This is a genomic window from Sphingopyxis lindanitolerans, assembly GCF_002993885.1.
Taxonomy (GTDB): Bacteria; Pseudomonadota; Alphaproteobacteria; order Sphingomonadales; family Sphingomonadaceae; genus Sphingopyxis; species Sphingopyxis lindanitolerans.
On record NZ_CM009578.1, the window covers coordinates 1,185,473 to 1,199,311 of the forward strand.

A 13,839-nucleotide genomic window follows, 5' to 3' on the forward strand; every position below is an offset into this window, starting at 1 on the left:
AATAAATATCCCAAATTTCGCCATTCCTCCTCGAAACACGACCGAGATTGCCCGCAGCAACCATGCCATATTGCCCCCTCATCAGAGGAGAGATTGATGGTTGCCCGCCCCACCCGCCTGGCCCCGCCGGTCGAATGCGTCCGCCTTCACGACCCCGAAAGCGGTCTCGACGGCGTGATCGCGATTCACTCGACGACGCTCGGCCCGGGCGCGGGAGGCTGCCGGTTCTGGGCCTATCCCGGCATCGACGAAGCGCTCGCCGACGCGCTGCGGCTGGCGGAAGGGATGAGCTACAAGAATGCGCTCGCCGGCCTGCCGCTAGGCGGCGCCAAGGCGGTGCTGCGAAAGCCCGAGGGCGCTTTCGATCGCGCGAAACTGTTCCGCGCCTTCGGCCGCGCGGTCGAGCAGCTTGGCGGCGCTTATGTGACCGCCGAGGATGTCGGGACGTCGGTCGCCGACATGCAGGAGGTGGCGCGCACGACGCGCCATGTCGCGGGACTTCCGCCCGCCGCAGGCCGCGCCGGGGGCGACCCGTCGCCATGGACCGCGCGCGGCGTTTTCGAATCGATGCGGGCGGCGGCGCGCTTCGCGCTCGACACCGATCTCGCCGGCCTGACCGTCGCGGTGCAGGGAACGGGGAATGTCGGCGCTGACCTCTGCCGCCACCTCGCCGACGCCGGGGCGCGGCTGGTGATCGCCGACCCGAACCCGGCACGCCGCGACCGGCTTCGCGCCATCCTCGGCGCCGAAGTCGTCGATGTTGGCGAGATTGCGTCGGCGCGGGCGGAAATCTTTGCCCCCTGCGCGCTCGGCGGCGCGCTGAACCGCGACAGCGTCCGCGCGATGAAGGCAAAGCTCGTCTGCGGCGCGGCGAACAACCAGCTCGCCTCGCCCGAGGTCGCCGACATGCTGCGCGACCGCGGCATCGCCTATGCGCCCGACTATGTCGTCAACGCGGGCGGAATCATCAGCGTCTCGGCCGAATATCTGGGCGAGAATGAAAGCGACGTCGAAGCCCGCGTTGCACAGATCGCGCCGCGCGTCACCGCGCTGCTCGACCGCGCCGCGCGCGAGGGGCGCTCGCCCGCTCTGGTCGCCGACGACATGGCCGAAGCGGTCATCGCCGGCGGCGAGCGGGTTGCCGCCTGATGCACTGTTTCCGGATCGCCGCGATTCCCGATCCGCAATCGCTTCCCCGCATCCTCGGCTTCTTCGCGCAGCGCGCGATCATCCCGTCGACGATGCGGATGCGCCATCTGCGCCAGCATATGCACATCGAGGTGGCGGTCGCCGGTCTCGACCCGGCGCACGCGGCTATTCTTGCCGCCAAGCTCGGCGAGATGTTCGCGGTGATCGAGGTCGGTGAGAGAAGCCTATCGATTCGTCGATAGGCCATGCCTATACCGTCGCCAAAGGCTATGAAGAAGCGCTGGCGCGGGAATCCACGCGCGCCGATGACGGGCTGTTGGATTCGCTGATGAGCCTGCGCAGCTGGACTTTTGCGGGAAGAACGGGAGAAGCGCATGGCATTCGGTCGGACTTTCCCTCTCGCCCTGATGCTGCTCGCCGGCGCGGCTCCCGCTTCCGCGGCCGAGCCCGCCTATGATGTCGTGATCCGCGGGGGCACGGTTTACGATGGCTCGGGCAAGGCGCCCATCGTCGGCGACGTCGCGATTCGGGGCGACCGCATTGTCGCGGTCGGCAAGGTCGTCGGCAAGGGGCGGACCGAAGTCGCGGCCAAGGGCCTGGCGGTCGCGCCGGGCTTTATCAACATGCTGAGCTGGGCGACCGAATCGCTGATCGCCGACCCGCGCAGCCAGAGCGACATCCGTCAGGGCGTGACGCTGGAGGTGATGGGCGAAGGCTGGTCGATGGGACCGCTGAACGCGACGATGAAGCGCCAGGAAACCGAGCGTCAGGGTGACATCAAATACCCGATCGCATGGACCAGCCTCGGCGACTATTTCACCTATCTGGAAAAGCGCGGCATCTCGACCAACATCGCGAGCTTCGTCGGCGCCGCGACGGTGCGCGTCCACGAACTCGGCGAAGGCGACGTCGATCCGAACCCCGAGCAGCTCGGCCGCATGAAACTGCTCGTCCGGCAGACGATGAACGAGGGCGCGCTCGGCATCGGCAGTTCGCTCATCTATGCCCCCGGCTCCTATGCCGAAACCCCCGAGCTGGTCGCGCTGATGAGCGAAGCGGGGAAATGCGGCGGCATGTATATCAGCCATATGCGATCGGAGGGCGACCGGATCGGGCAAGCCGTTGACGAACTGATCGAGATTGCGCGCAAATCGGGCGCGCCCGCCGAAATCTATCACCTCAAGATGGCGGGGCGCGATAATTGGAGCAAGCTCGATGCCATTGTGAAGAAGATCGAGGACGCGCGCGCGCAAGGTCTGCGGATCACCGCCGATATGTACACCTATACCGCCGGCGCAACCGGGCTCGACGCCGCGATGCCGACCTGGGTGCAGGCCGGCGGGCTGGAGGCCTGGATCGAACGGCTGAAAGACCCCGCGATCCGCGCGCGCGTCGCCGCCGAAATGCAGAAGCCCGGCAGCGATTGGGAAAATCTCTATCTTGGCGCGGGCGCCGACAAGATGATCCTTTCGGGCTTCAAGAATGACGCGCTCAAGTCGCTGACCGGCAAGACGCTCGCCGAGGTCGCGGCGATACGCGGCAAAAGTCCCGAGGAAACCGCGATGGACCTCGTCGTCGAGGATGGCTCGCGCGTCGGCACCATCTATTTCCTGATGTCCGAGGACAATGTCCGTAAGCAGATCCGACTGCCGTGGATGAGCTTTGGTTCGGACGCCGAATCGCAGGCGCCCGAAGGCGTGTTCCTGAAATCGAGCACGCATCCGCGCGCTTACGGCAATGTCGCGCGCCTGCTCGGCCGCTATGTCCGCGACGAAAAGCTGATCCCGCTGGCAGAAGCGGTGCGCCGCCTCACCTCGCTTCCCGCGACGAACCTCGGTCTTGCCGGACGCGGGGCGCTGAAACCCGGCTATTATGCCGATGTCGTGGTGTTCGACCCCGCGACGATCGTCGACCGCGCGACCTTCGAGCAGCCGCAGCAATATTCGGTCGGGATGCGCGACGTCTATGTGAACGGCGTCGCGGTGCTCAAGGATGGCGAGCATAGCGGCGCGACGCCTGGACGCGCGGTGCGCGGCCCGGCGTGGAACCACTGCCCCTGATCGCAATCAGGCGGGCGTATTAACCCCGCGCAGCAAATGCCGACTGAGGTCGCCGGTCAGCGTCAGCGCCATTTCGCGGTGCGTGAAATACCAACCGCCCGTGCCCTTCGCGAAGCGGTCGGCATAGCTTGCCTCGGCGATCGGCTGGAGCGGGAAGTCGTCGGCGGCCTGAAAGATGATCGCGCTGCACCGTGCGGCCGCGCGATCGTCGCCATCGGATTCGATGATCAGATTGCCGCTATGGTGGCGGGTGAGCGGGCGGGCTTCTGGCCCGTGCAGCCGCACGAACCCGCGCATCAGCGCCGCAACCGCCGCCCCGTCGTTAATGATGCGCCGGCCGGTCGCGGTATAGAGGATTTCCGCCCGGTCGAACAGCGCCCCCGCGGCATCGAACCCCGCTTCATCCACAAGGAGGAAATAGAGGTTGATGAGCCGCTGGATTGCGAAATAATCGTCGGCGGTCAAAGAACGAACCCAGGCGCCAGCTCATAACGCATTGCAGCCTCCCAATCGCGATCCCATGCCGGTATATTTTACGCAAATCATGCCATTATAGCAATATATAATTGCATTTGCGGAATGATAATGACATGGATTCTCCTGTTCCGTGATCGAGAGGCCCTATGACACATCTGACGATCGAGGATCGTATCGCGCGTCTCGAAGCGCTCGACGCCATCCGTCAGCTTCCCGCCAAATATGCGCTCGCGCTCGACATGCGCGACATGGACGCCATGGTGTCGCTGTTCCCCGCCGATGTCCGCGTCGGCAAGGGGGCGAGCGGGCGCGAGGCGCTGCGCGCTTATATGGACGCGACGCTGCGTTCGCCCTTCACCGGCACCTCGCACCATATCGGCGGCCATATCATCGAATTCGACGATGCCGATCATGCCCATGGCGTGGTCTATTCAAAGAATGAGCATGAAACCCCGGTCGCGAACGGCGGCGGCGAATGGGTCATCATGCAGATGATGTATGTCGACGATTATGTCCGCGCCGCAGGCCCCGACGGCCCGCGCTGGTATTTCGCCCGCCGCCTGCCGCTCTATTGGTACGCGACCGACCTCAACAAGCCGCCGGTCGGGCCGGACAAGATGCGCTGGCCCGGATCGGACGCGACCGAGGGCAATTTCCATAAGCTGTTCCCGAGCTATGCCGAATTTTGGGAGCGCGCGGGGGCGCCCGACACGCCGCTGCCGCCGCCCGCCCCTTTCGACCAGTTCCTGAACCAGATGCGCCGCGGCCAGGCGGCGCCAAAGGTCAAGGTCCGCGCCGACTGATGGTCCGGTCGGCGAACGCGCCGTCGCTGGCGCGATGAAACGCCGCCTGCCCTGCCCTCAATCATTCACGCCCAGGGCATCGCGCGCCGCGATATAGCCAAAGGTCAGTGCCGGGCCGATCGTCACCCCCGCGCCCGGATAGCTCTCGCCCATCGCCGATGCGGCATTGTTGCCGATCGCGTAGAGCCCGGCGATCGGCTTGCCCCCGCCATCGACGACGCGCGCCTTGTCATCGGTGCGCAGGCCGCCGTTGGTGCCGATGTCGCCCGGATAGATCGGCATGGCGTAAAAGGGGCCCTCGGTCAGCGGCCGCAGGCACGGGTTCGGCGCGACGCGCGGATCGCCGTACATCTGGTCATAGGTCGCCTCGCCGCGCTGGAAATCGGGGTCCCGGCCGACGGCGGCATGCTCGTTGAAGCGCGACACGGTCGCCGCCAGCGTTGCCACATCGACCCCCATGTCGGCGGCGAGCGCCGCGATCGTCGCACCCTTTTTCAGGATCGCGCGCACGTCGCCGCGCTGAAACCAGTCGGGCATCAGCGGCAGCAGCGGACCGACGGGATAATTGTGGCGATAGCGATGGTCGAAGACGAACCAGCTCGGCGAGGCGTCGCCATGCTCGGCCTCGCGCCGCGCCATCTGCTGCCCGACGATATGATAGGAGGCGGCCTCGTTCAGATAGCGCGCGCCGCGCTGGTTTACGATCAGGCTGCCGGGCAGCGCGCGCTCGATCGTCGACAATCGCCCGCGATCCTCGCCCGGCACGTAAAAGACCGGCGCCGCCCAGGCCGACTGCATGTTCATCGTATCGGCGCCCGCCGCAACGCCCGCGCGGATGCTGTCGCCGGTGTTGCCCGACGTGCCGCCCGAATAAAGGGCATTGGGATAAAGCGGCGCATGGTCGCTGCGCATCGCGGCATTCTTGTCGAAGCCACCCGCGGCGAGAATCACGCCCTTGCGCGCGCGAATCCGTAGCATGCGTCCCCGGTGGCGGACGATCGCGCCGGTCACCTTGCCGTCCTCGACGACGAGATCCTGCATCGGGCTGGCGAGCCACAGCGGCACCCCGCGCCGGTTGAGCGCCATGCGCAGCCCGCCGACCAGCGCATTGCCGAGCGTCAGGCGCCGATCCTTGCGCGACCGGAGGCGGAACGGCAGGTCGAGCCAATAGCGCGCGAGGCTTTTGGCGAGGTGAAGCTGCCAGCCCTTTTGCCGGAACAGCAGCATATAGGTTTCGTCGAAATGCCAGTTCAGATAGCCGAACAGGCTGGCCGCGGGCGACGCGAAGCGCAAAGTTTCGACCTCCCTGCCCAACTGCCGCCCGTCGATCGGCAGCGGCATGTGAGTGCGATAGCCGCTGGGGCTGCCGCCCGGATTTTCGGCGTGATAGTCGGGGTAGGGAAAGGCGCAATATTGAATGTCGCTGTTCTGTCCCATCCAGCGCAGCATGGCGGCGGCGGTCGAGACATAGGCGCGGATATTGGCGTCGGGGACATTGTCGGCCGACAGCGCGCGGACATAGCGGAAGGCGTCATCGATCTTGTCGTTAAACCCCTCGGCGGCGGCCTGGTCGCTTGCCGGAATCCATATTCCCGCGCCCGAAGTCGCCGACGTGCCGCCCCACAGGCTTTCCTTTTCGACGATCAGCACATCGGCGTGACCCGCCGCGCCGACCAGCCCCGACAGCAGCCCGCCCGCGCCCGACCCAACGACCAGCAGATCGACCTCCTTGTCCCAGCCCATGTCGTCCCCCTGTTCGCCCGCCGCCGCGTCCATCCGTGCCATGCGCGTCAACCCTGATAGGAATAGGGCATGTAAAGCTGCGCCGCCTTGCCCCCATCGACCGGCAGTGCGACCCCGCTGATGTAGCTCGCCGCGTCGGACAGCAGGAAACAGATCGCCTCGGCCAGCTCCTCGGGACGGCCGCCGCGTCCCATCGGAATGGCGTCGGCGGTCAGCGCCGCGACCTCGGGCGCCTTGCGAGCGAATTCCTCGGTTCCAGCGGTCTGCACCTGTCCGGGAACGATCGCATTGATGCGAACCCCGTGCCGCGCGCCCTCCATCGCCGCGCAGGCGGTGAAATGGGTCAGCGCCGCCTTCGACGCCGAATAGCTCGCCATGTTCGTCGCCGCGCGGATGCCGCACGAGGAGGAGACGTTGACGATCGCCCCACCGCCCTGCTTCACCATGATCGCCATCGCCGCCTTGGTCGCGACGAACACCGCGTCGGCGTTGACCGCGAAATCCTTACGCCAATGATCGAGGCCGAGCTTGGCGAGCGGCGCATAGTGGGTCGACATCGCGTTGTTGACCAGCATGTCGAGCCGCCCGTGCCGCGCCGCGACATCGTCGATCAGCGCCGCCAGCGCGTCGAAATCGGTGACGTCGAGGGTGTGGATTTCGCACACGCCCCCGGCCGCCTCGATCGCCGTCTTCGCGGCCGCCAGCCGCTCGGCGCGCCGCGCACAGACCGCCACCGTCGCCCCCCGCTGCGCCAGCATCTGCGCGGTCGCCAGCCCGATACCGTCGCTGCCGCCGGTGACGATCGCCACCCGGCCGTTCAATGCTCCGCTCATCTGGTTCATGCTCCCGCTGCCGTCTGGTTGAGGGCGGCGTCCTGTGGTCCGGTCAGGATACAATGCGTGCCGCTTGGCAGATACATCATCGACACGCACCGATTGCACGCGGTGCAGCCCGACTTGTGCGCGCCGCCCGCCGTCCATTGGTTGATGATCCCCGGATCGTGGATCAATATCCGCCCCATCGCCACCGCGTCGAAGCCGTCGGCCATCGCCTGGTCGACGCCCTCGATCGACTGGATGCCGCCCAGATAGGCAAGCGGCATCGCCGTCGCACCGCGCACCCGAAGCGCCAGGTCGCGCAGGTAATTTTCATGAAATTCGACATGTCGCGGCTCGGTCAGCGATTGCAGCCACATGCCGAGACGGATGATTGGATTGGGGTTCGAGGCGCGGTTTGCCTTTGGGAAGGAGGAACCGAACATCGCGGTGATCGATTCGACGTTGAGGCCGTTCGACAGCACCGCCATATGCGCGCCGGCGCGTTCGAGGATCCGCGCGATCTCGACCCCGTCCTCGATCCGGTTGCCGCGGCCGACGCCGTCGGTCATGCTGTATTTGACGACGACCGCCATATCCTTGCCGACCGCGTCAAGCACGCGCGCCAGCGTTTCGACCGGAAAGCGCATCCGCTTCGCGATCGTGCCGCCATAATCGTCGCGCCGCTTGTTATAGACCGGCGAGACGAACTGACTGAGCAGATAGCCATGCCCCATGTGCAGCTCGACCGCGTCGAACCCGCCCTCGCGCGCCGTCCGGGCCGCGGCGACGAATTCGTCGGTCATCGCGGCGATCTCGTCGCGGGTCATGCGCTTCTTGAACCAGCGCCCCGATAGCATGCCGACCTTGTTGAAGCCGCCGCTCGACGACAGCGGCCGCCGCGCTTGCAATTGCGCCTGATCGAGAAAGGTGAAGGAGCCGGCATGGGTGATCTGCGCGCAGGCCGCCGCGCCATGACGGTGGACGCCGTCGGTCAGCGCCCGAAAGTCGGCGACCGAGTCGCGGTCGAGCGTCACCTGATCGACAAAGGTGCGTCCGTCGCGGCTGGTCGCGCAATAAGCGACGGTCGACATCGCCGCCCCGCCTTCGGCCGTCCGCTCGTGGAACAGCGCCAGCCCCTTTGAAACCAGCCCTTTCTTGGCCATACCCTCGTTGGTGGCGGCCTTGATGAAGCGATTGCGCAGCCGCAGCGGCCCGATGGTCAACGGGCGGAAAGCCTCGCCAGATGCGCCGGACATGAATATTCTCCCGCAGGTGTTTCACGCAATTGACGGTGATATGAGTTATATGTCAAGATCATGCGTAATTTAATGATAATATTTTTACGAATCACTTGAAAGGAAAGTCATGGCGGCGCGAATCGTCCTTGTCACCGGGGCCGGCCAGGGAGTGGGTCAGGGCATCGCCCTCGCCTTTGCCGCGCAGGGCGATACCGTCCTCCTCGCCGGCCGGACCGCCGCGAAGCTGGCCGATACCGAACGGCTGATCGAAGCCCGCGGCCAGGGTACCGCCGCGGCGATCGAATGCGACGTCAAATCCGCCGAATCGCTGAACCGGATGATGGCCGATGTCGCTCATCGTTTCGGCGGCCTCGACATATTGGTCAACAATGCGCAGGAAGTCCCCAACGGCGAACTGCTGACGGTCGAGGACGCGGCCTTCGTCGCCGGTTTCGAATCGGGACCGCTCGCGGCGCTGCGGCTGATGAAGCTGGCCCAGCCGATGATGGCGGCGCGCGGCGGCGGGGTGATCCTCAATCTGGTGTCGTCGGTCATCGAACGCTGGGACATGACCGGCTATGGCGCCTATGCCGCAACCAAAGCGGCGATCCGATCGCTGACCCGCGCCGCCGCGGCCGAATGGGGCAAGGACCATATCCGCGTCCTCAACATCGCGCCGCACGCCGAATCGCCCGGATTGAAGCGCTGGGCCGACAACAACCCGGACGAGGCCGCAGCCTTTTTTCGCACGATTCCCCTGGGCCGCATCGGTGCCTGCGAGGCAGACATCGGCCGCGCGGTGGTCGCGCTTTGCGCGCCCGAAATGGCCTATCTGACCGGCGCGACGGTGCCGCTCGACGGCGGCCAGGCCAATTTCGGCTGAGCCACGCACCATCATGGAGACGAAGATGACCGAACCGAAAATTGCGCTCGTCACCGGCGCCAGCCGCGGCGCCGGGGCAGGCATCGCCCGCGGCCTCGGCGAAAAGGGGATGACCGTCTATGTTACCGGGCGCACGCTGGCGCCGGGCGACGCCAAAGGCTGGGACGGCACCGTCCTGCCCGGCACCGTCGCCGAAACCGCCGCGGCGGTGACGAAGGCGGGCGGCCAGGGCATCGCCGTCGTCTGCGACCACAGCGACGACGAACAGGTCGCGGCGCTGTTCGCGCAGATCGAACGCGAGGCGGAACGGCTCGACATATTGGTCAACAACGCAACCTATATCCACCATCAGCTGATCGAGAAGAAACCCTTCTGGGAAAAGGAGATTGCCGCCGCGAACATCCTCGATGTCGGGCTGCGCTCGGCCTATGTCGCCAGCTGGCACGCGGCGCGGATGATGGTGCCGCAGGGGTCGGGGCTGATCGCCTTCGGCTCCTCCTTTGGTGCCAGCTGCTATATGCACGGCCCTGCCTATGGCGCGCAAAAGGCGGGAATCGACAAATTCGCGCACGACATGGAGCATGACCTGCGCGGAACCGGGGTGCGAACCGCCTCGATCTGGATGGGGCCGCTGATCACCGAACGCTCGACGATCGCGCGCGAGGTCAATCCCGAACAATATGAAGGCTTTATCGAGACGGCGGAAAATCCCGAATTCACCGGCCATATCCTGCACGCGCTCGCCAGCCGCCCCGAGGGCGCGGCGCTGTCGGGCCGGACGCTGGTCGGCGCCGAGATCGCCCGCGACCTTGGCATCACCGACCGCGGCCACGAGCGCCCCTCCTATCGCGAGATGCTGGGCAGCCCGAACGAGCCCAATCCCGCCGCCGTCTATTGATCTTACGCAAAAACACGATATTTTTGGCTTGATCTTGCATGAGTTCGTATTTATTTGCATAATATACTACGCATATCGCGACCGATAAGCAATCGGCGCCGGGATAGACGGGACGAAGGAACAGGCAGAGGCATGGCGACGCAAAGCGATCCGATCTTCGAAACGGTCACCGCGCCCGGCACACCCTTTGAGCTGGGGCTGCGGGACGGCATGCGCCGCTTCGTCAACATCCCCTCCGACATCGGCCAGATGCTCGAGACCGCGCGCGGACATGGCAACCGCATCGCACTCGTCGATGGCGACATCCGCCTGAGCTTTTCCGACCTTTTCGCGCGCCGCGATGCGCTGGCGGCGGTGCTCGATATCCGGCGCGGCGACCGGGTCGCCATCTGCATGCGCAATCGCAGCGAATGGATGGTCGCTTTCCTCGCCGCGATCCGGTGCGGCGGCGTCGCGGCGCTGCTCAACAGCCGCGGCTCGCCCGCCGAACTATGCGCCGCGATCGACGATGTCGCGCCCGCGGTGGTTCTCGCCGACCGCGACCGCGCGGCGCGTCTGCGCGAAGGCGGCTTTGCCGGACGCCTGATCGCGGCCGCCGATTTTCCCGCGCCGGGCGACGCGCTGCCTCCCGCCGTCGCTCCCGCAAATCCCGGCGACCCCGCCGCCATCCTGTTCACCTCGGGCACCACCGGACGGGTCAAGGGCGCGGTGCTGACGCATGAAAATCTGATGACGGGCATCCTCGGCATGCAATTGTCGGGCACGATGGTCCTCCACAACACCGCGAAACAGCTCGGCATTCCGGTCGCGACGATCCTCGCCAACCTGCCGCAGCAATCGGTGATGCTCGCCGCGCCTTTGTTCCATATTTCGGGGCTCGGCGCGGGCTTCCTCGCCCCCCTGCTCGCGGGATCGAAGGTCGTGATGGTTCGCCGCTGGTCGGCGGAGAGCGCGGTCGACCTGATCGAGCGCGAACAGGTGACGATGTTCTCGGGCGTCCCGACGATGATGTGGGACATCGTCAACGCGGGCAAGCATCGCGGCGCCAACCTGTCGAGCCTGCGCAACGTCGGCATGGGCGGCCAGGCGTTGCCGGTCGGCCTGCTCGACGAATTTCGCGCCGCCTGCCCCGACGTCGTCATGGGCACCGGCTATGGCATGACCGAAACGGCGGGCAGCGTCGCCATGGGGGTCGGCGCCGATTTCATCCGCAAGAGCGCCTCCGCCGGCCGCGCGCTGTCGCTGGTCGAAATGCGGATCGCGGGGGCCGACGGCACCGACCTTCCGGCGGGCGCGGTTGGTGAGATCGTCGTGCGCGGGCCGATGGTGATGCAAGGCTATTGGCAGCAACCCGAAGCGACCGCCGACGTGCTGTCGCCCGACGGCTGGCTCAAGACCGGCGACATCGGCTATCTCGACGACGAAGGCTATTTGTTCATCGTCGACCGCGCCAAGGATATGGTGATTTCGGGCGGCGAGAATATCTATTGCGCCGAGGTCGAGCGCATCATCAACGCCATGCCCGGCGTCGCCGAATGCGCGGCGTTCGGCATCCCCGACGACCGGCTGGGCGAGCTGCTCGTCGCGCGCGTGGTCAGCGAAACGCTGGACGGCGCGGCGGTGATCGCCGAGGTTGCCGAAAAGCTGGCGCGCTACAAGGCGCCGGCGATGGTGCGGGTGGACCTTGCCCCCCTGCCCCGCAACGACGTCGGCAAGATCGACAAACGGCGGCTGCGCGCCGACTGGACCCAGGCAGAAGGGATTGACGCATAATGGCCATGCCCACCGACATCGGCATCATCGACTGCATGCTGGGGATTCCCGAAAGCGAAACGCGCTCCGACTGGTTCGACAGCTTTCGGCCGCTCATCAAGGATGCCGAAACGCTGAAGCAATTCACCATGCCCGCGCAATATATGTTCAAGGACATACCCGAGACCGGCGCGGTCGACGATTTCGTCCAATGGACGGTCGATCAGATGGACCGTTTCAACATCGCGCGCGCGATGGTCGGCTGGAACGACAATGCCACCTCGCGCCGCGCGAAGGAGATGTTCCCCGACCGCTTCTTCTTCGACCTGCCGTGCGACCCCAACAAGGGAGTGGACGAAGTGCGCCGGATCAAACGCATCCATGCCGAGGTCGGGCTGTCGGCGATCAGCGTCTTTCCAGCCGGCACCATGCCGCAGGTGCCGATCAACCATAAATATATGTTCCCCCTCTATACCGCGGCGGCCGAACTCGGCCTGCCGATCTGCCTCAATGTCGGCATCCCCGGCCCGCGCATCCCGATGGAAAACCAGAAGGTCGAGCATCTCGACGAGATTTGCTGGTTCTTCCCCGACCTCAAGATCGTCATGCGCCACGGCGCCGAGCCGTGGCAGGACCTGGCGGTCAAGCTGATGCTCAAATGGCCGAACCTCTATTATTCGACGAGCGCCTTCGCGCCGAAATATTATCCGCAGGCGATCATCGACTATGCCAACACCCGCGGCGCCGACAAGATCCTCTACGCCGGCTATTTCCCGATGGGGCTGAGCCTCGACCGCATCTTCGCCGACATGCCGCACGTCCCCTTCAAGGACGAAGTGTGGCCGAAATTCCTGCGCGAAAACGCGATCAAGGTCTTTGGATTGGGAGCCTGAACGATGAACGACAGCGTCACCGACGCCCGCACCGCCCCCGTCGCGGTGTGGCGCGTGCTCGAAAATATGTCGAAGGAGGAACGCATCGCCTGGCGCGTCGCGCCGATCGACAACGCCCCTTCGGCCGCCGATCGCAACCTCAACACCGGCTTTCCCTTTGGCTGGTATCCGGTGCTGTTGTCGGACGAACTCGCGGTCGGCGAGGTCAAGCCGCTGCGTTATTTTTCCACCGAGCTTGCGATCTGGCGCGGCGAGGACGGCGCCGTGCGGATGGTCGATGCCTATTGCCGCCACCTCGGCGCGCATATGGGCTATGGCGGCAAGGTCAGCGGCAATTTGCTCGAATGTCCGTTCCACAGCTGGCGCTATGACGGTGAGGAAGGCGTGGTGAAGGAGATCCCTTACGCCCGTGCCATCCCGCCGCAGGTCAAGCGCAAATGCACCCGCACCTGGCACATCCGCGAAGCCAATCGCATGATCTGGATGTGGTATCACCCGCAGGACGCGGCGCCGCTGTTCGATGTCGTCGACATCCCCGAGGCAACCGATCCCGCGTGGAGCGACTTTCAGGTCTATGAATGGGCGGTCTTTGGCAGCATTCAGAACATGGCCGAAAACGGCGTCGACTTCGCCCATTTCAAATTCATCCATGGCACCGCCGACCTGCCGAGCGGCGAATTGCACTGGGGCGAGGGTTATGACCGCCACAGCGTCCTCAAGACCCGGATGGGCACCCCGCGCGGCGTCATCGACGGCCAGATCACCACCACGTCACAGGGACCGGGGCAGAATTGGGTGCGCTTCACCGGCATCTGCGAAACGCTGCTGCTGGCGCTCATCACCCCGATCGAGCCCGATCGCCTGGCCGTGCGCTATCTTTACACCCAGCCCAAGGCGCAGGCCGACGGCCCCGCCGCCGGGGTGGCGCGCGCGATCATCGCCGATGTGAACAAGCAACTCGACCAGGACAAGGTGGTCTGGGACCGGATGCGCTACGAACCCAATCCGATCATCTGCGACGGCGACGGGCCGATCCCGCGCTTTCGCCAATTTTATTCGCGCTATTACGCCAAGGACGCCGAAGCGGCGCCGGCGAACGGCTGATCGATGCGCTGTCTGCGGGAG

The 13,839-nt window shown here is 65.7% G+C and carries 13 protein-coding genes; 9 read left to right on the forward strand and 4 right to left on the reverse strand.

All coding sequences use genetic code 11. The annotated features are described in order from the left end of the window. The first annotated feature begins 96 nt into the window (after positions 1-96). From CVO77_RS05685 to CVO77_RS05695, 3 genes are all read left to right on the forward strand, one after another. Entirely contained in the window at positions 97-1,149 is a 1,053-nt protein-coding gene (locus tag CVO77_RS05685) for a Leu/Phe/Val dehydrogenase (protein WP_105998279.1), read from the forward strand. Continuing rightward, entirely contained in the window at positions 1,149-1,391 is a 243-nt protein-coding gene (locus tag CVO77_RS05690) for a hypothetical protein (protein WP_105998280.1), read from the forward strand. Before CVO77_RS05685 ends, CVO77_RS05690 begins: the two co-directional genes overlap by 1 nt. A 132-nt stretch (positions 1,392-1,523) precedes the next feature. Continuing rightward, on the forward strand, positions 1,524-3,209 hold the full coding sequence (locus tag CVO77_RS05695; RefSeq protein WP_105998281.1) for an N-acyl-D-amino-acid deacylase family protein: 1,686 nt from the start codon (positions 1,524-1,526) through the stop codon (positions 3,207-3,209). Between the two features lie 6 nt (positions 3,210-3,215). On the opposite strand, the gene CVO77_RS05700 is transcribed toward CVO77_RS05695, so the two are convergent. Then, complete coding sequence (locus CVO77_RS05700) at positions 3,216-3,674, reverse strand: nuclear transport factor 2 family protein (RefSeq protein WP_105998282.1); 459 nt, start codon at positions 3,672-3,674, stop codon at positions 3,216-3,218. A gap of 158 nt (positions 3,675-3,832) precedes the next feature. On the opposite strand from CVO77_RS05700, the gene CVO77_RS05705 reads away from it, so the two are divergent. Next, on the forward strand, positions 3,833-4,489 hold the full coding sequence (locus CVO77_RS05705; RefSeq protein ID WP_105998283.1) for a nuclear transport factor 2 family protein: 657 nt from the start codon (positions 3,833-3,835) through the stop codon (positions 4,487-4,489). A gap of 57 nt (positions 4,490-4,546) precedes the next feature. Here CVO77_RS05705 and CVO77_RS05710 read toward each other — a convergent pair whose 3' ends face one another. From CVO77_RS05710 to CVO77_RS05720, 3 genes are read right to left on the reverse strand one after another with little or no spacing between them, the layout of a single operon-like run. Continuing rightward, the gene (locus CVO77_RS05710) at positions 4,547-6,274 is read right to left on the reverse strand and encodes an FAD-binding protein (RefSeq protein WP_242446110.1); all 1,728 of its coding nucleotides are present in this window, start codon (positions 6,272-6,274) and stop codon (positions 4,547-4,549) included. 5 nt (positions 6,275-6,279) lie between these two features. Next, positions 6,280-7,074 carry an SDR family NAD(P)-dependent oxidoreductase gene (locus CVO77_RS05715; protein WP_242446111.1) on the reverse strand — a complete coding sequence of 265 codons (795 nt, stop codon included), beginning with the start codon at positions 7,072-7,074 and terminating at the stop codon, positions 6,280-6,282. Further along, the gene (locus CVO77_RS05720; protein ID WP_105998284.1) at positions 7,071-8,306 is read right to left on the reverse strand and encodes an NADH:flavin oxidoreductase; all 1,236 of its coding nucleotides are present in this window, start codon (positions 8,304-8,306) and stop codon (positions 7,071-7,073) included. Before CVO77_RS05720 ends, CVO77_RS05715 begins: the two co-directional genes overlap by 4 nt. A 109-nt stretch (positions 8,307-8,415) precedes the next feature. Here CVO77_RS05720 and CVO77_RS05725 point away from each other — a divergent pair, with 109 nt between their 5' ends. The 5 genes from CVO77_RS05725 to CVO77_RS05745 all read left to right on the forward strand — a co-directional run bounded on the left by CVO77_RS05725 (position 8,416) and on the right by CVO77_RS05745 (position 13,818). After that, the gene (locus CVO77_RS05725) at positions 8,416-9,171 is read left to right on the forward strand and encodes an SDR family NAD(P)-dependent oxidoreductase (RefSeq protein WP_105998285.1); all 756 of its coding nucleotides are present in this window, start codon (positions 8,416-8,418) and stop codon (positions 9,169-9,171) included. Between the two features lie 25 nt (positions 9,172-9,196). Beyond that, positions 9,197-10,069: an SDR family NAD(P)-dependent oxidoreductase gene (locus tag CVO77_RS05730; protein WP_106000666.1), complete on the forward strand. Its 873-nt coding sequence runs from the start codon at positions 9,197-9,199 to the stop codon at positions 10,067-10,069. Between the two features lie 132 nt (positions 10,070-10,201). After that, on the forward strand, positions 10,202-11,842 hold the full coding sequence (locus CVO77_RS05735; protein WP_105998286.1) for a class I adenylate-forming enzyme family protein: 1,641 nt from the start codon (positions 10,202-10,204) through the stop codon (positions 11,840-11,842). Continuing rightward, positions 11,842-12,714, forward strand: a complete 873-nt coding sequence (locus CVO77_RS05740; RefSeq protein WP_105998287.1) for an amidohydrolase family protein — start codon at positions 11,842-11,844, stop codon at positions 12,712-12,714. Before CVO77_RS05735 ends, CVO77_RS05740 begins: the two co-directional genes overlap by 1 nt. A gap of 3 nt (positions 12,715-12,717) precedes the next feature. Then, on the forward strand, positions 12,718-13,818 hold the full coding sequence (locus CVO77_RS05745) for a Rieske 2Fe-2S domain-containing protein (protein WP_242446112.1): 1,101 nt from the start codon (positions 12,718-12,720) through the stop codon (positions 13,816-13,818). Positions 13,819-13,839: the final 21 nt, after the last annotated feature.